The organism is Desulfovibrio sp. (assembly GCF_047607245.1).
Taxonomy (GTDB): Bacteria; Desulfobacterota; Desulfovibrionia; order Desulfovibrionales; family Desulfovibrionaceae; genus Desulfovibrio.
Genome location: NZ_JASGDK010000074.1, coordinates 1 through 19,329, shown reverse-complemented (window position 1 = coordinate 19,329; position 19,329 = coordinate 1). Strand labels below are relative to the sequence as shown.

Genomic DNA, 19,329 nt, shown 5'->3' with positions numbered 1-19,329 from the left:
TTTGAGCGCTGAGATGTAAAAGATTCAGGGAGACCACATGACACACCCCCTTCATGAAGGCTTGAGGCGCTATTTCAGCCCCGAGCAACTCAATGCCCTGCACGCGGCTAAAGTCGGCATTGCCGGAGCTGGCGGACTTGGTTCCAACGCAGCCCTCATGCTGGTTCGAAGCGGCGTGGGGCACATCACCTTGGTAGATGACGATGTGGTGGACGCCTCCAACCTCAACCGCCAGCAGTATTGGCCACGCCACGTGGGACGCAGCAAGGTTGAAGCGCTGAGCGAGCTGTTGCTGGAGCTGAATCCGCAACTGTCAGTAGAAACACACAAGTTGCGCATCACGGTAGACACCCTGCCCGGCATCCTGCCTGCCTGCCCCATATGGGTGGAAGCCTTTGACAGCCCGGACGACAAAAGTTTGTTTGTTGAAGGGGCGTTGCTGGCCGGACACAAGGTTGCCAGCGCATCCGGCATGGGCGGCTACGGCGGCGCGCCCATGTCCAGACGAAACCTGGGCAACCTGATACTTGTGGGCGATTTTACCACTGATATTCTTATGTCCCCGCCCCTGGCCCCCCGCGTAACAGAAGCCGCAGCCCTGCTGGCCGATGCCGTACTGGAAATGCTGCTGGGCTGACGCCTCTGGGCAGTACTCATTCACAAACAAACAGCTGTTCCGGCAAAACTGGTCCCAAGGGATCAGCTTCGCCGGAACAGCTGTTTTGTATTAATCCTTAAGCGCTTTCATTCAGCAGCATCCGGAGGCACTGGCATACACGCTGCCAGAGTATTTTTATGCTGAAATACTCAGAACCGGGGACACGTTGGCCAGCTTTGAGACTCAGATTTCCTGAAACACATCGCAGAACCTGCGCACATTCTGATGAAGAATGCCTTAGGCCCGAACAACCTTGGGTTCCTTGATGGGCAGGTTCACAAGAGCCGCCAGAAGAGCCAGAGCAATATCCACCTGCCAGACCCACAACAGGCTGCCCGAATACTGTAGCGCCACTCCTCCCAACCATGCGCCAAGAAAAGCCCCAACCTGATGTGTCAGCAGAGTCAGACCGAAGAGTGTCGCCAGATAGCGCATGCCGAAAAGCTTGCCGACAATCCCCGCAGTGGGCGGCACCGTGGCCAACCAGGTGAGCCCCGTAGTCACGGCAAATATGTAGAAGGTCAGCTCTGTCTTGGGTGAAAAAAGATAGACGGCGATCATCAGCGCGCGAAAGGCATAAAGAGCCGACAGGATAAATTTCATGCGAAAATACTTGCCCAGAATGCCCGCGCCAATACTACCCGCAATATTGCACAGCCCTATAAGGGACAGGCTGATGGCCGAAACAGAAGCGTCGTGTCCGCACAGGCTGACTTCGCCCGGCAAATGTGTCGTCAGAAAGGCCACATGAAACCCGCAGGTAAAAAACCCTGCATGCAAAAGCAGATAACTGGGGTCATGAAAGGCTGTTTTCAATTGCTGTTTCAGGCCAGTATTGCTGGTCTGGCTGACTGTGGGCGTGCCGGCAGCGGGCATGTCCGCCACGGACTGGCCGTCAGAAACCCGCCCCATGCCAGTTTGGCGGCAAAGCAGCCAGGAGGGCACAATGGACGCCAACGCTGAAAACGCCAGAAGCAATAACCCGCCTGTATAGCCCTTGAGACTGATGACGGCCTGTACCAGAGGCGCAAAGGCAAACTGCCCCATCGACCCCCCGGCATTGATAATACCGCTGGCCACGGAACGTTTGCCCTCCGGCAAACGCCCAGCCACAATGCCGATGAGTATGGAAAAACTGCCCGCAGCCGCACCGGCCGGGCTTAAGAAGCCCTGCGCCAGGGTCATGCCCCAGAAGGATTCGGCCTGAAGCGTACACATCTGCCCAAAAGCCAAAAGCAGTGCACCCGTCATCAACACTGGGAGTGGCCCCTTCTTGTCGGCCCAAGCCCCGAAAATTGGCTGAAACACGCCCCACATCAACTGTCCTATAGCCAGGGCCATGCTCATTTCAGTGATGCTCATGGCCGTGGCGCTTATCAGCGGATGCACGAACAGGCCCACCGTCTGGCGGATACCCATTGTAATCATCAGTACAAGGCTGGACAGGGCGATGATTATCCATAGGCCGCTGGCAGGGGCAGTAGGGGAAAGTCGGCAATGAGTCGAGGTCGGTTCGCCAGGATTTGTCACAGGAATTTTCCTTAGTCTGGTGAGTGTAAACCGAGGCTGCGCACAAACGATACCTGCGCATATGCCAGAAGCAGGGCAAAAATATTCTGGGGCACCACGCTATGATCCTGGCTAAAAATTATTCCAGCGTGTCAATCTGCGTAAAAATATGCCAAAGCGCTTCATAGCTTTCGCCCAAGTGTAGTTTGACGTTCGTTTGTGCCTGCTGCCATAGCGGCACAGCTTTGGCGTAAATTTCTTCTCCCAACGGGCTGAGGTGAAGCTGGCGCTTCCGGCTACCGCCTGGAGCCTTGTCAACAATGAAACCCTGGCTCAAAAGTGGCTGCAGGGTGCGCACCAGGGTACTGCGTTCCAGCCGCACCCGCTGGGCAAGCTGCCCCGTGCCGCAACCCGGCATGCGCCAGATGTTCGCCAGAAGCGAATACTGTGTGACGCTGATGCCAGCAGGCTCAAGCGCAGTGTCGTAAAAACCTGTCACCCTTTGGGACATGCGCCGTAAATTTGTGCAGACGCAAGGCGATTTCGGCGGGGTCGCCCCAGTGTTCATCTCTGCCTCCATATAGTGTATATACACTATATGGAGGCACGCTCATGCGTCAAGAAAAAACGCACACCTTAGCTCCAGCCCAAAGCATGAAACCACACATACCGCCGATGTAAAAACGGGCTTGCAACTGCCAGCATTTCCAAAAATAAAGCGCCGCCCCAAAGGGGGCGGCGCTTAAATCATACGCTAGTACCAGATGCCGTTAGGAAGGCAGCATCCAGTGAAGCACGCCAGCCTGCAGATAGGTGAGCGCGCAGATAAACAGGGTCATGGCGATACTGTGACCCAGGGTGAAGCGGAAGAGGTCGCCTTCGTGACCCACCAGGTTGGTAGCCGCGGTGGCCACACTGATGGACTGGGGCGAAATCATCTTACCCGTAACACCACCGGAGGAGTTGGCGGCCACGGCCAGGTTGGGGTCCATGCCCACAACTTCGGCGGTAGAACGCTGCATACCGCAGAAGAGAGCGTTGGACGAGGTGTCCGAACCAGTCAGGAACACGCCGAGCCAACCCAGAATGGGCGAGAACAGCGGGAACAGCGAACCGGTCAGGGTGAAGGCGATACCCATTGTGGAGCTCATGCCCGAGTAGTTCATGAGGTAGGCCAGACCAAGAATCATGGCGATGGTCAGAATGGGGAAGCGCAGCTGGTAAATGGTGCGGCCAAAGCAGCTGACAGCCTTGCCGAAGGAATAGCCGGGCATGAAAGGCACGGCTATGAAACCGGCGATCAGAATGGCGGTACCACCAGCAGACAGCCAGTTGAAGGTAAAGACAGCAGCGTAGGGGCTGTTTTTGGTAACAATGGGAAGGGTCTTTTCAACCATGCCGTCCAGACCGGGCCAGGCGAACTTCATGACGGAGCCGGGAATGGCGTTCAGCATGTTCTTGAACTGGGGCAGGCCCCACAGGAAGACCATGACGGCCAGAATGATATAAGGCAGCCATGCACGCACTACAACGCCAAAGGCAGGTGCAGCGCCTTCAAGCTTGCTTTCCTGTTCGCCTTCAAAGCGCCAGATGCGGGCGGGCTTCCACACGCGCAGCAACAGCACCATAGCGATGATGGTGATCAGGGCCGACATGATGTCGGGCAGGGTCGGGCCGTGGAAGTTGGAGAACAGGAACTGCGAACCGGCGAAGGCCACGCCAGCCACAATAATGGCGGGCAGAACTTCCATAGCGCGGCGGAAGCCGCACATAACGCAGCAGAGCCACAGGGGCACAAGAATGGACAGGAAGGGCAACTGACGGCCCACGATCTGGCTGACGGTCATTTCGTTCAGACCAGAAACCTGCGCGCCCACGATGATCGGAATACCAATGGCGCCGAAGGCCACGGGAGCGGTGTTGGCGATAAGGCAGATACCGGCGGCGTACAGGGGCTTGAAGCCCAGGCCCACCAGCATGGCTGCAGTGATGGCCACGGGCGTACCGAAGCCAGCCGTACCTTCGATGAACGAACCAAAGGCAAAGGCGATGAAGATGGCCTGCAGACGGCGGTCGTCTGTCAGGCGGGCAAGAGATTCCTTGATGTACTCAAATTCGCCCGATTCCACGGTCATGTTGTACACCCACACGGCAGTGACAACAATCCAGATGATCGGGAAGAGGCCGAAGGCCGCGCCGTAAGTCAGGGCGCTGAATGCCGTGCCCACGGGCATGCCCCACACAAGAAGGGCAAGAATGAAGGCCAGGCCCACGGCCAGGGCTGCTGCATAGTGCCCTTTAGCGCGACGAACCGCCAACATGTAAAAAAGACTGATCAGCGGAATGCCCGCCACCAGAGCGGACCACACGGCACCACCCATAGGATCATAAACTTGCGTCCATGCCATAACAACTGCTCCCTTAACGCTGTGGGTTTTTGGATGACGAGTGACAGGCGCTTGTCCATCCCACGCGATCTGTACCCGTCCATCCCCAATGATAGCTCTTGGACGGATACCTGTTTCCCGAGCAAAAAACAATGCTTTTTTGAAAGTCGGACGGTATAAAGATAAAAAACTTGCGTTTAACGGCGAAGGTTGGCAGGGAGGGCAAAGTACAGACGGGCGGCGAAATCAAAAAAAATACCGGGAAAAAAGCTGGCCCACCAGAACATCTGGTATTTTTTACCGCTGTGGCGCCAGGGTGCTATGGCCTGGCGCGCTTCTGCATTTCTGCCTTCGCGCCACAGCGCCACAGCCTTCTGAAAGGCTGCCCGGCGGGTAAGAAGAATAACAAGACCAGCATGTTCCTGGTCGTAACCGGGGTAGAGACTGCGGTGTTTGTCAAGAATGCGCAGGGTTTCGTCCGCAAACTGGCCGAACTTGCGAAAGGTCGTGTTTGACCCGTGCACGCGCCACACCGTAAGGGGTTCGTCCACATGATCCAGTTCCCAGTCATGCGCGATACGGTAAAACACGTCAGCTTCTTCGCAGACGTTGAGGCTTTCATCAAACCAGCCACCGTTTTCTCCCTGCCCGGTAGGCGTGCCCTGCACCGAAAGGCCAGCAAGGGCCTCGGCACGCACGGCGGCAGACGACATCGATATCCACTGCCGCTCCATCAGGGCGGCAAATACCATGCCCCGCTCTGGCCCGGTCTCTGAAAAAACGCGTTTGAGCACACGCGTGCCGTCAAAAATTTCCGTGTCCGTACACACAAGCCCCAGCCGGGGGTTGCTTTCAAACAAGGCTACCTGAAGCTCCAGCTTGCGGGGCCGCCAGATGTCGTCGCAATCAAGAAAGGCAATGTACCGCCCCCTGGCATGAGCAAGAGCCAGATTGCGGGCAGCACCAAGGGGCACTGTGGTTTCCCCCCGGAAGTACCGCACCTTCTCTCCATAGCTTTGCGCAATGGCCGGGCTTTCGTCTGTGGAGCCGTTGTCCCAGAATATGACCTCGAAATCCGTGAATGTCTGGGCCATAATGCTGTCCATAGCTTCACGCAGGTCGCGCGAGCTGTTGAGGCAGTTCATGATGATTGAAACGGCGGGAGCGCTCATGGTCTTTCCTCATTGGTTGTGGAATGGACAGATGACGGCGTTTGCGGCGCGGCCTGCGTTGACGGCCTTGTGTCTGTGTTTTGCCGGAACACCCAGTACTTGCACAGCAGATAGACCATAACCGGAACAAGCAGCACGGCTACGGGCATGGCGACCTCATACGTCAGGCTCAAACGCATGAGCAGCCAGATGATGGCAGAATTGAGCCCAAGCCCGAGGGCCTGGGCAGCGGCGAAACGGGCCAGCCTGGTCCAGTGGGACAGCCCGCTCGCCGAGCTGGCTGTCCCGAAAGTCCACAGGCTTTGCCCCAGATAGGAAACAATGAAGCTCAGTGCATAGGCCAGGGCATTGCCCATCAGGACATGCATGCCCCAAAGATTGACGAAAAGCAGTCCCAGCAAGACATAGGTCAGCGTAGCCGCTCCGCCTACCATGCCGAAGCGTATCCACCGCTTGCCCAGCAGGCCCCTTACAAAGGCCGTAAGGTCAGACAGACAGGGCGGCCGCAGGCCACTCACCGCCTCAAAGCCTCTTCTATGCCAGTGCACACGGCGTCCACATCTTCCAGGGTCAAACCGGGATGCAGAGGCAGAGTCACCAGTTCGGCATAAAGCTGTTCCGTGACGGGCAGGCTTTCTCCGTGACCGAAATAGCTCAGCAGATGGTTGGGCTTGTAATGGACGCCCGTGGGCAGATCCTGGGCAGCCAGAAATTCTTTCACGGCGTCCTTGCAGCCATCGAGTATGCGCACCGGCATGATGTGGCGCACCACAAAATCACGAGGATCAGTGCGCAGCAGGGCCACGTGCGGCACCGCGGCCAGACGTTCGGCATAGCGAGCCGCGAGGGCGCGCCGGGCAGGAATGAATTCCTCTTCCAGACGTGAAAGCTGCACGCGCCCGATGGCGGCCATAATGTTGCTCATGTGATAACGCCAGCCCTGCCGCTTCACATCGGGATCCCACGAGCGGGCTCCGGCAAAACGCTTTTGCGCGTCATTTTCCACAGAAAGCAGGCGGCCGTCCGAAGCCAGGTGGCCCGCCTCGGCGTCAAAAGCCACAAGGCAGCCGCCTTCGCCGCAGGTGATATTTTTAATGCCGTCAAAGCTGAAGCAGACCATATCGCCAAAGCTGCCGATCTTGCGGCCATTGTGCTTGCAGCCAAAAGCATGCGCGGCGTCTTCTATCACGCGCAGCCCCTTGCGCCGGGCAAAATCGTACACTTCGTCGAGATGCCAGGGGTTGCTGGCATAATCCACATACATGAGCGCAATGGTATTGGGAGTAATACGCTTTTCAGCGTCGGCCAGATCAAGGGTGCCGGTTTCTGCCAGCACGTCGCAGGCCACGGGTACGCAACCCGCAGCAGTGATGGCCTGAAAAGACGCCACAAACGTCAGCGAAGGCACAAGGACTTCGGGTTTGCCCGCCACATGGCACTGGGCGGCCACGGCGTCCACAGCCAGATGCAGGGCTGCTGTGCCTGTATTGGTTGTGATGACCTGCTCCGGCTTTACACCAAGATACCGGGCCAGCTCTTCTTCAAAAAGACGCACTTCATTGCCCATACCAAGATAGCCGTCCTCAAGAAGAACACGGCTGACGGCACGGGCTTCTGCTTCGCCCACAATGGAACGTGAAAGACGCATGGACATACAGCCTCCTGCTGCGCGGGCGGTTGCCCCGGTGGGCAGAGGCCCATCCGGGAGGCTGCGGCGCGGCATGCGCCGGATCGCCCGAGCGGCCCGACACACGGTGCATCGACGACGCCTAGCCCGCTTCGGCGTTCATTTCGCTCAATAACGTGTCCAGGTCAAGAAGAATAAGCAGGCGGTCATCCAGCTTGCCCACGCCCCTGATATACTCCGAACCTATGCCGCAAATCACGGGCGGAGCCGCCTCCACGGTGGAAGCAGGAATGCGCAGAACTTCTGAAACACTGTCCACAAGAAAGCCCACTATCTTCTGGCTGAACTCCATAACAACAATGCGGGTGTTGCTGTCGCGCTCCACGGCGGGCATGTTGAAACGGGTGCGCATGTTGATGACAGGTATGACCTTGCCCCGCAGATTGATGACGCCCTCAATGAAACGCGCCGCATGCGGCACCATAGTTATCTGCATGGGGCGGATAATTTCCTGCACGGAAAGAATGTCGACCCCAAACTCTTCCTCGGCAATGTTAAAGGTGACAAGCTGCAGCCTGTCGCCTTCGTGCTCGTCTTCGCCGTTCAGTTCAAGAGCGGCATCCGCTATATGATTCATGGTCTTACCTCCATCAGTGGCGGGCAAAAGGCCCCATTGGCTTTATCGGCAGAGATGCCCACAGCAAAAGGGGCGCATACAGTTCAGAGCAGACGAAATTTAAATTGCCCTGTATTCCGCTGTGCGTGCGGCGTTTTTTGCCCCAGCGCACCTTGCTTTGCGGCGGATAACTCTTGTTGACGCGGCGGCAAATCTTTCAGCACGTGCAACACAAAAATCTGCGGGCCACAAAAATATCAGGCAATTTCGCGCAGCAGTTTTTCCCGCAGCCGGTCAGCACGTTCGGCCATACCTGCTGTGTCGAAATCTTTGACGGTGGCCAGTATTGCCACCATATCTTCGGCATGAGGCGTGCCCTCAACCAGCGACATCAATGCTTCCAAAGCGCCTTCAACGCCGCCCCAGTCCGTCTCCACGCGCTTGGGCAATTCGCCCAAAAGGGCCAGCAGCGCGGTTCGGTGTTCCTCGGCCAGTTGCAGATTGCCGCTTTTTGTTTCGCGGGCGCGTGCGTCGATTGCTTGAACATACTCAAGCACCTGCCCCATTTCAACGTCAAAAGCCTTAAGCAATCCTGGGGCCAGCGGATTTTCAGGCAGCGTGTCTTCCATCATTCTGGTCAGCCGATGTATGCGGTCGACGCCCAGATTGGCGGCCACCCCCTTGACCGTGTGCGCCATGCGGGCTGCGGCATCGAGGTCGCCGTCACGCAGCATGGCTCGCAGCCGCACGGGGCTGTTGCCGTAATGTTCCACAAAGCGGAGCAAAAGTTCAAGATACAGTTTTCTATTATTGCCAACTGTGGCAAGGCCAGCTTCAATATTGATGGCAGGGCTATGCTGCCCTTTCATGCGGGCCTGTATGGCCTGCAAACGGCTTACACTGCCGTCTTCGCCGCTGGAATTGGCATTATCCCTGCTGATAACCGCAGCATTTGCGAGCAGAGAATCCGCCTGCAAGTCCATCCAGCGCATATCCTCCGAAGACGTCTCCCTGGCGGGATTGCGCCGCAGCTCCCCGGGCAGCCATTTCTCAAGGGTGGCATAGAGCATTTCAGGGTTCACGGGCTTGGTGAGGTAATCATTCATGCCCACGTCCTTGCCGTCCATACGCGAGGCTATGTCTGTATGGGCCGTCATTGCCACCACGGGCAGATCCTCAGGGCTGAACCCCAGGGAACGGATGCGCCGGGTAGCCTCGAGGCCGTCCATAACCGGCATCTGCACATCCATGAGGACAAGGGCAACGTCTGATTGCGCGGAATTTTCCAGCTGATCAAGGGCTTCCTGCCCATTGGCGGCCAGAATAACCTCAAGGCCTGCCTGTTCCAGCAGTTCTCGCGCAATCTGGGCATTAATGTCATTATCTTCCACAACCAGAACAGTGCGGGGCGAAGGCGCAACAGGATCTGACGGCGCGCCTGCCGCCTGATCTGACGGGCCTTCGGCACTGGAAACGGCCTGACCATCTGTTGCCGGGGCAGACTCTGCACCATAATTCTCATCGCCAAGGCTTTGCCCTTGCCCGTCGGGCATATCCGCAGGCATTGCCGCTGATGCCGCAAGCACGGCGGCAGCTATGGCCGTAGACCTGAAATCACTCTGCCCCTCAGGCAAAGCACTCGCTGGCGCCACGTCCAAAACATCTGGCTTTTGGGAAAAAAATGCTGAAGAAACGGTGGAGCGGGCTGGCATGGAAAGAGCAGTCTTTTCAGAAGAAACCACTGACGAGATGGAACGGCCCGCCTTGTCCATTTCCACAGAAAACGAAAACCGGCTGCCCTCTCCTGGCGCGCTCTGCACTGTCAGTTCGCCGCCCATAAGGTTGACCAGCTGCCTCGCCAAAGCAAGACCAAGACCCAGGCCGCTGCGGGCACGGGTCATAGATTCATCCCCAAGAGAAAAGGGCTCGAAAAGTTTTTTCCACTCTTCGCTATCAAGACCGGGGCCAGTGTCCGACACCACAAAGGTCAGCCGCAAAGCCCCTTCTTTTGTGGTTGGCTCGTCTGACGGCACCACGCGAAACTCAACGCCGCCGCTCACAGTATATTTGACGGCATTGTCCAGTAAAATACGCAGCACCTCTTCAAGGTGACGCTCATCGCCCACCACGGTAGCGGGTATGGCCGGATCCAGCGTAAAATTGAGCAACAGCCGTTTTTCCAGAGCCGTACCCGCCACGCTTTGCCGCAACAGTTCCATAAAGTAGGGCAAGGCAAAAACCTTGCGCTCCATCCGCATGGACCCCTCACTGGCACTGGAAAAATCCAGAATCCGGTTGACCATGTCCAGCAATACGCTGCCAGACTTGTTGATCTGGGCGAGATAATCGCGCTGCACGCTGCTGAGATCCGTTTGCAGGCTGAGATAGCTCATGCCGATGATGGCATTGAGCGGTGTTCTTATTTCATGACTGATGCGCCGCAAAAAATCGTCCTGCACATGAGAGGCCCGTTGGGCAAGCTCCAGAGAGGTCAACGCCTGCGACCGCGCCAGCACGGCTTGCTGCCGGCTTTTGCGTGCGCGCCTTTCGGCTTCTTTCAATTCTCGAATGCGGGAAAAAAGTGTGCCCTTCATGCGTTGCAGAGAGGCGAACATGAGTGCCAGCTCGTCCCTGTGCTTGAGACGCAGGGGATCTGGATCGAATCCGGCGGCAACGCTTTCGGCATAGCCGCTCACCTGATCCAGCGGATTGACCACGCGGGCCTTGAAAATATAGGCGTTGCCAAGCACGCTGGCTCCAAGCAGAACCAGAGCGCCAATGGCCGCCAGCATGGTCCAGCGCAAGGGGGCCTCGCGCTCACCCAGGTGGGCCAGAAGTTCGGCGTACTGTACGTCGCCAAGTTTTCGGGTAGCGTCAGAAATGGCATCTGGCAGGCGGGCCAGATTATTCTCGTGCATCCAGCGCAGGGCGGCATTTCTGTCGGCCAGGGTCTGCGCGGCGGTGCTGCCCTCTCTCTGTGGCCCCAGAGCAAGAATTATGGCTGCCTCGGTCATCGAATTGAGCATGTCCACCTGAACCAGAATGGACCGCAAACTGGAACGCGTGGGCGCGTCTACCTCCAGCCTGTCAGCCAGAGCTGCCAACGACAACGTCGCTCCGGGGTCCAGTTGCGCTTTCTCGGGGCGGGGGGCCTCGCCCCGCTCCACACGCAGCAGGTGCCGCCAGCGCTCAAGGTGTCTGGCATCGCCCGCAGAAGTGAATTCAAGGGCCGCGCGGTAAGTTTCACGCGAGGTGCTGTTTATCTCTGCAAGCAGATTTTCAAAGCGGTAGTAGGTATGCAGAAACCCGTTGACCTCGTACAGGCTGCGGCCCAGCCAGACCGTGCACAGGCCGAGCATGAGCACCATGCACAGTTGCGCCATGTTGGAGGTTTTGATGAGGGCCCTGATACTCATGCCTTATGCTCCAGCGTCGCGGGGACGGACAACGGCCTCCTGCCCTGTAAATCTGATGTATCTTCGCATGACGGGCCCAGTATTGCCCCCGAAGATCCGCCAATGGCACGCCCCGTTTCAGCACGGCGCACGGGTAGAACACGAACAGCCATCAGGCTAGCACAGGCCAAGTAGACCGTAAATGGCTGGCATGTCCAGAGACTTCTCAACAGTATCCGCCAGCCTGTCCAGCTCCGGGCCAAGGGCGTAGGGCGCGCCTTCAAAAGGCGGCATCCCATTGTCATCCCGCAAGGAGGCCAGAAAGGCATGCCGGAATGCGTCTGCATCAAAAAGCCCGTGAACATAGCTGCCCCACACCCGCGCCCGCCCGGCGGAATCACACAGACCCCAGCCAAGAGGCCGTCCAGACAGGTCTGCCATTATTACACGCGGCTGCTGAGTCACAGATTCGCACGGCAAGGAACAACTCTCCACCTGCCCAGACAATGGCACGGTGCGGCCATGATGAATTTCATAGCCCTCCACTTCCTGCGCCGGAACCAGAAGTTTTTCGTCCGTAGCCGCGCCGCTGCCGCCTGACGGAACGTTCGCAGTCAGGCAGGCACAGGCCCGCCCTGTGACGCGCAACAGTTTTTTGTCTGCTTCCAGTCTGGTTGCCAGCGGTAAAATGCCCAGACCGCGTTCACTGCCGCCTTCTTCAAGCGTCAGCGGGTCGGCGATAACGCTGCCAAGCATCTGCAAGCCTCCGCAGATGCCCACCAGAACTCCACGCGATGTTTCAAGCCCTGTGCGGGCAAAGTGCAGTATGGCGTCCGCCAGCCCCGTGGCGCGCAAAAAGCGCAGATCCGCAACGGTATTCCGGCTGCCGGGCACAATGACGGCATGCGGATGCCCCCAATCCTCAGCACACCGCACAATACGCAGGCGCAAACCTGGCTCTTGCCGCAGCGCGTCAAGATCAGTGGCATTGCTGATGTGGGGCAGGTCCAGCACCACGATATCCAGCATATCCGCCGTAGCAGGCAGGCATTCTCCCATACGGAGACCGGGCGTGATGCCCATTTTAAAACTGACGGAATCTTCTTCGGGCAGGCGCAAGTTTTCCAGCATGGGCACTACGCCCCAGAAAGGTTTGCCCGTTCGGCGGGTCAAAGTTTGCAATGCCGGGTCCAGCAGTGTGGGATCACCGCGAAATTTATTAAGAATAAACCCGGCCACTCGCGCCCTTTCGGCCCGTGTCAGCAGGGCCATCGTGCCAGCCAGCGCCGCAAAGGCGCCGCCCCTGTCAATGTCGGCCACAAGGGCCACATGGGCGCGGGCGTAACGGGCCATACGCATGTTTACAATATCGTGGGCCTTTAGGTTGATTTCCGCCGGGCTGCCTGCGCCCTCAAGCACCACCACGTCAGCTTCGGCAGCAAGACTGCGGTAGGCGCGGCGCACGGCCTTCCAGGCTTCGGGCTTGTAGCGCAGGTAAGCGCCCACGCGCATCTGCCCCACAGGCTCACCCATAACGATGACCTGCGAACCTGTGTTTGACGTGGGTTTGAGCAACACAGGATTCATGCGCACATCTGCGGCCAAACCGCAGGCCGCAGCCTGAAGCGCCTGAGCGCGGCCCATTTCCTTGCCATCGGCGGTGACAAAAGAATTGAGCGCCATATTCTGCGCCTTGAAGGGCACAACCCTGAGCCCCCTGCGTGCCAGCAAACGGCACAGGGCCGCTGTGAGCAGGCTTTTGCCCGCATTGGAACATGTTCCCTGAAACATGATCGCAGGAGACATATCTGCCGGACCTTCAAGGGAACGGACAGACGGTGGCGCAGACACGCCAGAAGACTCGCCTGGAGAGGACAAGGGCGCGCTCCGGCGAGACGTATGCGAGGGGGGTACAGACGGCATGTTTTTTTCATACGCGCAAGTGCTGCCTGGGGCAAGTGAACCGCTGAAACCAACGCAGGGCAAGGGCTGGAGGCGAACTTGCACAGTATTTACGGTTTTCGTATAAAGGAGAAGGTTGGGAAAAGAGCCGGAACATGTCCGGCAACGCTTCTAACACTAATCCGCTATGTGCAGTTGGCCTCTTATGGAATCAAGGCCGCCACGGCGTACGAGCCACGAGAGTTTTTGGAGATATAATGAAACGTTTTCTGCTTTGGACCACGGGCGTGTTGCTGGTTATTGCGGCAGCCCTGGCCATTGTTCTCAGTCAGATAGACACCGCGTTTGTGGTGCGCCAGATCGCTGACGCCACGGCCAAGGCCACTGGCAAGCCTCTGGTATTTGAGAATGCCCCGCAAATATCCTTCTTCCCACCCGGCGTGCGTTTTGGGCAGGCCCGGTGGGGCCAGTCCGACCAGGGCGACACCCTTGCCATTTCGGTCAAGGGCGGCATGGCGGAGCTTGAATTTATGCCCCTGCTTTCCGGCACAATGGTTGTGCGTGAGGTACGCCTGGACAACCCCGTTGTCATGATGCGTCAAAGTGAAACTGCTTCCGCCGCTGATGACAAAGCCGATGATGTAAATTCCGATGAGGGCGAAACTGCCGTCGCATCTCCCGCAAGCGCAGATATTTCGAAAGATACCCCGAAAGCCACGCCGAAAGACGCGGCAAAAACCGTCTCTGCGAGCCCAAATCAAGCCACAGCCAATGCTCAGGCTCCCGCCATTGAGCTGAAACGCCTTGTAGTCCGGCAGGGCTCACTGCACTTTACAGATGGCCGTGGGCAGACTTTGGATCTCAGCGACCTGAACCTTTCTGTGGAAAACCTGCGGCCAGGGCAGGAAGCTGTTGCCCAGTGCGACTTTACCTTCACCGCCAATCTTGTCGACAAGGAAAAAGACAGCAAAGCTAAGGCTAGTACGCCCCTGTCGGGCAACCTGGCCCTGTCTGCCAAGCTGCGCTATGCCCCGCCCCAGTTGGCCTTGCGGCAGACATCGCTGACCCTCAGCCCGCTGAGTGGTCCGCTGCCCAAAGAAGCCGGGCCCATGCAGCTGAATATTGAAGGCAACGCAGATCTGAACACCCTGAGCATGCACGTGGCCAAATGCTGGCTCACCACGCCTCAGGCGCGCCTGGGTCTTCAGGGCGAGGCGTCTTTCAGCCCGATTGCGTTTACAGGAAATCTTGAATTGGACGGATCGTTGCGCAAGCTGGCAGCTCTTGCCGGGCAGACGCTCAAGCCTGCTCCCAAGGGCATTTCGGACGACCTCAAAATCAAGAGCAGGCTGGCTTATGGCAACAACAGCCTCAACCTTTCGGACATCAGCGCCCGCGTGGACGATATAGACCTGCGCGGCCAGCTCCGCCTTGGGATGGAGCCGAAAACGCCCCTTTCCATAACGGCTGAGGCGCAAATCAGCGCCATTAATCTGGACAACTACCTGCCTTTGCCGGAAAGCGACAAAAACCAGACGGCCAATGACTCGAAAGATAAAAAAACCGCAGAAGACGCATCTTCCCTGCCGGATATCAACGTCCGGGCAGCGGTCGCGGGCATTCGTCAGGGCAAGCTGCAAATCAAGGACGTGCAGGTGATCGCTCAGGGCCTGCGCGGCAATTACAAGATTTCCACCTTTAACTGCGTCCTCGGCAGCGGCGGCACGGTACGGGCCGCAGGGGCGGCCAATATACCAGCCTCGGCCTATGCTGTTAACGGCACTGCGTCCGACGTGAATCTTGGCGCACTGCTGGAAAGTCTCGGCAAGGGGCGTCCTGTCAGCGGTTTAGCCCGGCTGGACGTAGACCTGACAATGAGCGGCAAAAATACCACGGCCCTGCAGAACAGCCTTTCCGGCAAGGGCGAGCTTGAAGTGCGGCAGATGCACCTGGAATCCATGCCCGCATTGCCAGCCAACGTTCCCGGCATCACAGGCAAGCCTTTGCCAGACACTTTTGACCTTGTGCGCGTGCCGTTTACGGCAAAAAATGGAGAAATAAACGCCAGTCCCATAACAGTAAGCTCGTCAGGCCTTAACGCACGGGGGCAGGCAAAAATCAGCCTGCCACGCCAAAACGTGGAAGCAACCGCCAACGTGGAAACCTTGGGCATGACCGTGCCGGTTATCGTCAAAGGACCTTTCAGCAATATTTCGTACAGCGTAGACCCCCGGTTTGCTCTGGACATAGCCAAAAAACTGCCAGGCCTATTGCAGGATACGGGCAAGAACGCTGGAGATTCCGCCAAGGGCGCAGGAACGCTGCTGCAAAACGGTGCACGCGGTGCGGAAGGACTTGTACGCGGCCTCTTCGGCAAATAGAGCACTTTCACTTTAAAATGCCCGGGCGGATGCGTGAGCAGACGCCCGCTGTGGACGCGTAAACGCAGCTTCAGCCCTTGCCCGCAGATTATGGAAGAAGACAGCACGGCTATTTACGCGGTTAAACACCGTAGCGAACGTGCCGTAAACTTTGATAATGTATATTCCCAAAGTTAATCTGCTCTAGCCGTTCTGAAATAAATAATGCAGCATTGTAAAAGCAGACATGCAGACAGAAGACTATTTGCCTGAAGCAGATCAGAGCGCATGTTTAAGCTCTGCCGGGAGTATTTTTCACCCAACCGGGCTTGCCTTTTCCGCCCGACAGGCTAAAGCTTTTGTGAGGGCAGGCGTTAAGAAGATAGAGGTCCCCGGCTTGCACACGCCACCGGAGCACGCTTGCAACGGGCTGATGCTGCGAAAAAGGGGCTTTGACTGCGCGGCTTCATACTGGCATGCTTGCAGCTAAGGGTCCGGCAGCGGATCTGCAAACCAGTGGTCGCCCAAGTGCGGGCAGCCGGAATACGGCGCAGCCCCGCAACAATTTTCCGGGGCAAGGCCTTTCCCCGGCACGGCAGGTGATGGAACGACACAGGATGAATTGAGCCTACAGGCGGCAATATGTATTTATTAATTGGTCTTGGCATCGTCGCGGCCTCGGTGTTTACCGGATACACCCTGGCCCACGGTGAATGGGGCATACTTTTTCAGCCCGCAGAATTCATCATTATTCTGGGCTGCGGCCTGGGGGCATTCTTTGGCTCTCAGACCAAGTATACATTCGGGCTCGTTCTCAAGAGCATGAAGCACCTTTTTGCTGACCCCGGCTCAAGCAAGGGTCGCTATCTTGAAACGTTGGCTTTGCTCTACACCCTCTTTTCCAAAATGCACCGCGAAGGCGTCATCAGCATTGAGAGCGATGTGGAAAAGCCCGAATCCAGCCCCATTTTCAGCAAGTATCCCAATGTGTCCAAGGACACAAAGATCGTCAACTTTATTGGCGACACATTGCGCGTCTACCTGACCACAGGCGACCCGGCCGACATTGACAGCCTTATGGATGTGGACATTGCCACCATGCGTGAGGAAGGCACTCTGCCAGCCCATGCTGTTTCGCACATGGCCGAATCGCTGCCCGGCATGGGTATCGTGGCATGCGTGCTTGGCGTTGTGCTCGCTATGGGCAAAATCAACGAACCCCCGGAAGTGCTCGGCCACTACATTGGCGCGGCCCTTGTCGGTACATTTTTCGGTATTCTTTGCTGCTACGGCCTGTTCGGCCCTATGGGTTCCAAGCTTGAAAACTACGTGGCCGAAGAACATTTTTACTACCATTCCATCAAGGAGGCCGTGGCAGCCGCCATTCGCGGTTCCACCCCCCTTATTGCCGTCGAATACGGGCGCAGGGCCATTCCCTATCCCTTCCGCCCCACCTTCGCGGAAATGGAAGACAAGCTGAAGAGCGGTTAGGCAAAGCCGCACCGCTACCATCCCATGCCGACGCTCCGGCCTTGCGTCGGCTGCCCCGGCCTGCCATACTGGCTTAAGGCCGGATGAGGAAAATACGCCAACCCCGGTGAGCAGCAATCCTGCCGCCGGGTTATGGCTTTCATGTAAAGGCCTGACAGTCCAGCGCACAAAACTCTTGCGCGAGGCATATACGGTAAGGAGTCAACTCTATGGGCGGCGGCGCATGGAAAGTCGCGTATGCCGACTTTGTTACGGCCATGATGGCCTTCTTTCTCCTGCTCTGGGTTCTCAGCATGGTGCCGCCAGATACGAAGGCGGGGCTTGCTGCCTATTTCAGCGGCGAACGCAATTTCGACTCCAGCTCCACCTCGCCTATCTCGAATAACCCCTTCATTCAGAATACGGACAAAATCGACGCGCGCGACATCAAAATCAGTGAAGTAGAAAAATCCCACTACGCCATCGCCCAGAAAATCAAGCAGCTGCTTATGGCAGATGCCGTACCCCAGAGCGCTTCGGGCATCAGCGCCGATGATGTGGGCGTTCAGTTGCGCGTCAATTCTGACATCATGTTCAAGCCTGGCAGCGTTGATCTGTTGCCTGAAGGTGAAAAAGTACTGGAAGCCGTGCTCAAGCTTATGGAAGAATACAACCTTTACCTGGTTGTACGCGGCCACGCTGATTCGGGTGAAACCGCTCCGCCGTATACATCTGCCTGGGAGCTGTCAGGAGCGCGCGCTTCGGCAATGGTCAATTATCTGGTGCAGCACGGCGTCAAAGCCACGCGCATGCGCGCTGTCAGCTATGGCGACACGCGCCCGCTCAAGCCGGGTATTGATGAACAGAGCCGCGCTATGAACCGGCGCGTGGAGTTTTTCTTCCATAGACCGGAAGTTATGTCTTACAGCGTGGTTTATTAGAGCATTCAAATTTTTTAAAAGTTAATCTTTTGTAAGATATTTTTTTCACAGAAGAATTGCCGACAGCGGCGTCCTGTACCCGCACAACTGCAACAGGACGCCGCTGTCTTTGCTTCTGGCATGCGCCAAAACTTTCGTACCGGCGGGCCATACGGCAGTATGCGGCATTCGCCTGCCGGGCGTTTGCTCACGCTGCAGCCTGGGCAATTGCAAAATAAAATTGACCAGGCTGCCCCCTGCGGCGCGCAATCTGTTATTGAATTGCTTTAACCTCTGCACGGCCTTTGCCGGGCAGCTTCAGCCACCAGGAAGCCCCATGCCTCTCATCTTTCTTGTCGGTCCCCGAGCCAGCGGCAAAACAACAGTGGGCCGTGCGCTGGCGCAACGCCTTGCCCTGCCCTTTGCTGACACCGACCACTATCTTCTTGAAAATGCGGGGCTAACTGTGGCCCAGATTGTTGCCTCAGAAGGCTGGCCCGGATTTCGCCTGCGTGAAAGCGTTGCTCTGCGCGCAATAGCGGCCATGCATCCTCAGGGAGCAGTTGTCGCAACAGGTGGGGGCATGGTTCTTGACGAACAAAACCGTGCCTTCATGCGCAGCCAGGGGCATGTTTTTTACCTGTCTGCGCCTGTTGAAGCTTTGGTGGCCCGGCTTTCCAACAATCCCCTGACATCCCAGCGCCCTTCCCTCACCGGGGGCGGCATATCCGATGAAATACGGCAGGTGCTGGAGGAAAGGTTGCCGCTCTACCAGCAAACCGCACACCATCATCTGGACGCCAGCCTGCCTCCACGCCGCATTTGCTCACTGGCAATGGAGGCGCTGCGGGCTTTGGCAACAGGTGCCGCACAAGTGTCACGGCAAGGCCTGGCCGAGTCCGGGGCTGACGAGAATGAGGCAGCAGCCCCTGTGACCCCAAGTCCGCAAAATCTACGGGATGAGTACGGCCCTGACAGTGATTAAGACCTCTCTGCCAGATTCTGACGCCAGCCCGCTGGTCTCGGTTCTTCTGCCAGCCTACAACGCAGCCCACACGCTGGGGGCGGCACTGCGCAGTCTTTTTGCGCAACAGTCAGCCCCTGACGCTCCGCTGCCTTCCTTTGAAATTGTCGTAGTCAATGACGGCTCTACCGACGGCAGCGCCGCGCTGCTGGAAGCGCTCACCAGAGACAGGGCAGCCCGGGGCAGGCTTCGGGCGCTGCACCTGCCGCATGGGGGGATTGTGGCCGCTCTTAACGCAGGGTTGGCTGCTGCCCGAGGCACGTTCATCGCCCGTATGGATGCCGACGAT

14 protein-coding genes and 1 pseudogene are annotated in these 19,329 nt (G+C 57.7%); 6 read left to right on the top strand and 9 right to left on the bottom strand.

Annotated features, from left to right (window positions below):
* Window positions 1-37 precede the first annotated feature (37 nt).
* Window positions 38-637, top strand: coding sequence for a sulfur carrier protein ThiS adenylyltransferase ThiF (gene thiF / locus QM579_RS05840; protein WP_414998237.1), 600 nt, complete (start codon window positions 38-40; stop codon window positions 635-637).
* Window positions 638-895: 258 nt separating this feature from the next.
* Here the strand turns inward: thiF and QM579_RS05835 are convergent, their stop codons facing one another.
* The 9 genes from QM579_RS05835 to QM579_RS05795 form a co-directional block, all read right to left on the bottom strand.
* On the bottom strand, window positions 896-2,188 hold the full coding sequence (locus QM579_RS05835) for an MFS transporter (RefSeq protein WP_414998236.1): 1,293 nt from the start codon (window positions 2,186-2,188) through the stop codon (window positions 896-898).
* Between the two features lie 118 nt (window positions 2,189-2,306).
* Window positions 2,307-2,678: a MarR family winged helix-turn-helix transcriptional regulator gene (locus QM579_RS05830; RefSeq protein ID WP_414998235.1), complete on the bottom strand. Its 372-nt coding sequence runs from the start codon at window positions 2,676-2,678 to the stop codon at window positions 2,307-2,309.
* Window positions 2,679-2,937: 259 nt separating this feature from the next.
* A complete protein-coding gene (locus tag QM579_RS05825) occupies window positions 2,938-4,575 on the bottom strand; it encodes an L-lactate permease (protein WP_414998234.1) in 1,638 nt (545 codons plus the stop codon).
* Window positions 4,576-4,751: 176 nt separating this feature from the next.
* On the bottom strand, window positions 4,752-5,726 hold the full coding sequence (locus QM579_RS05820; RefSeq protein ID WP_414998233.1) for a glycosyltransferase family 2 protein: 975 nt from the start codon (window positions 5,724-5,726) through the stop codon (window positions 4,752-4,754).
* Complete coding sequence (locus tag QM579_RS05815; protein WP_414998232.1) at window positions 5,723-6,244, bottom strand: GtrA family protein; 522 nt, start codon at window positions 6,242-6,244, stop codon at window positions 5,723-5,725. Before QM579_RS05815 ends, QM579_RS05820 begins: the two co-directional genes overlap by 4 nt.
* A complete protein-coding gene (locus QM579_RS05810; protein ID WP_414998231.1) occupies window positions 6,241-7,380 on the bottom strand; it encodes a DegT/DnrJ/EryC1/StrS family aminotransferase in 1,140 nt (379 codons plus the stop codon). The genes QM579_RS05815 and QM579_RS05810 overlap by 4 nt, the downstream gene beginning before the upstream one ends.
* Before the next feature lie 115 nt (window positions 7,381-7,495).
* Window positions 7,496-7,990: a chemotaxis protein CheW gene (locus QM579_RS05805; protein ID WP_414998230.1), complete on the bottom strand. Its 495-nt coding sequence runs from the start codon at window positions 7,988-7,990 to the stop codon at window positions 7,496-7,498.
* A gap of 236 nt (window positions 7,991-8,226) precedes the next feature.
* Window positions 8,227-11,385 (bottom strand): response regulator, encoded by a 3,159-nt coding sequence (locus QM579_RS05800; protein ID WP_414998229.1) that lies wholly within the window; start codon window positions 11,383-11,385, stop codon window positions 8,227-8,229.
* 156 nt (window positions 11,386-11,541) lie between these two features.
* A complete protein-coding gene (locus tag QM579_RS05795) occupies window positions 11,542-13,170 on the bottom strand; it encodes a cobyric acid synthase (protein ID WP_414998253.1) in 1,629 nt (542 codons plus the stop codon).
* Window positions 13,171-13,523: 353 nt separating this feature from the next.
* Here QM579_RS05795 and QM579_RS05790 point away from each other — a divergent pair, with 353 nt between their 5' ends.
* The 5 genes and pseudogenes from QM579_RS05790 to QM579_RS05770 all read left to right on the top strand — a co-directional run.
* Complete coding sequence (locus tag QM579_RS05790; RefSeq protein ID WP_414998228.1) at window positions 13,524-15,647, top strand: AsmA family protein; 2,124 nt, start codon at window positions 13,524-13,526, stop codon at window positions 15,645-15,647.
* Between the two features lie 621 nt (window positions 15,648-16,268).
* On the top strand, window positions 16,269-17,117 hold the full coding sequence (gene motA / locus QM579_RS05785) for a flagellar motor stator protein MotA (protein WP_414998227.1): 849 nt from the start codon (window positions 16,269-16,271) through the stop codon (window positions 17,115-17,117).
* A gap of 209 nt (window positions 17,118-17,326) precedes the next feature.
* The gene (locus QM579_RS05780) at window positions 17,327-18,037 is read left to right on the top strand and encodes a flagellar motor protein MotB (RefSeq protein WP_414998226.1); all 711 of its coding nucleotides are present in this window, start codon (window positions 17,327-17,329) and stop codon (window positions 18,035-18,037) included.
* A 316-nt stretch (window positions 18,038-18,353) separates the two neighbouring features.
* Window positions 18,354-18,866 (top strand): annotated as a pseudogene (aroL, locus tag QM579_RS05775) (shikimate kinase AroL); the annotation flags it as partial.
* Window positions 18,867-19,032: 166 nt separating this feature from the next.
* A partial coding sequence (locus QM579_RS05770) for a glycosyltransferase family 2 protein (RefSeq protein WP_414998252.1) occupies window positions 19,033-19,329 on the top strand: 297 nt, incomplete at its 3' end.

Bases quoted from the DNA above. Each gene is read 5' to 3' on its own strand.
- QM579_RS05800 (WP_414998229.1), bottom strand. From the start codon at position 11,385: ATGAGTATCAGGGCCCTCATCAAAACCTCCAACATGGCGCAACTGTGC.
- QM579_RS05780 (WP_414998226.1), top strand. From the start codon at position 17,327: ATGGGCGGCGGCGCATGGAAAGTCGCGTATGCCGACTTTGTTACGGCC.
- QM579_RS05830 (WP_414998235.1), bottom strand. From the start codon at position 2,678: ATGTCCCAAAGGGTGACAGGTTTTTACGACACTGCGCTTGAGCCTGCT.
- QM579_RS05795 (WP_414998253.1), bottom strand. From the start codon at position 13,170: ATGTCTCCTGCGATCATGTTTCAGGGAACATGTTCCAATGCGGGCAAA.
- QM579_RS05810 (WP_414998231.1), bottom strand. From the start codon at position 7,380: ATGTCCATGCGTCTTTCACGTTCCATTGTGGGCGAAGCAGAAGCCCGT.
- QM579_RS05820 (WP_414998233.1), bottom strand. From the start codon at position 5,726: ATGAGCGCTCCCGCCGTTTCAATCATCATGAACTGCCTCAACAGCTCG.
- QM579_RS05825 (WP_414998234.1), bottom strand. From the start codon at position 4,575: ATGGCATGGACGCAAGTTTATGATCCTATGGGTGGTGCCGTGTGGTCC.
- QM579_RS05790 (WP_414998228.1), top strand. From the start codon at position 13,524: ATGAAACGTTTTCTGCTTTGGACCACGGGCGTGTTGCTGGTTATTGCG.
- motA (WP_414998227.1), top strand. From the start codon at position 16,269: ATGTATTTATTAATTGGTCTTGGCATCGTCGCGGCCTCGGTGTTTACC.
- QM579_RS05805 (WP_414998230.1), bottom strand. From the start codon at position 7,990: ATGAATCATATAGCGGATGCCGCTCTTGAACTGAACGGCGAAGACGAG.
- thiF (WP_414998237.1), top strand. From the start codon at position 38: ATGACACACCCCCTTCATGAAGGCTTGAGGCGCTATTTCAGCCCCGAG.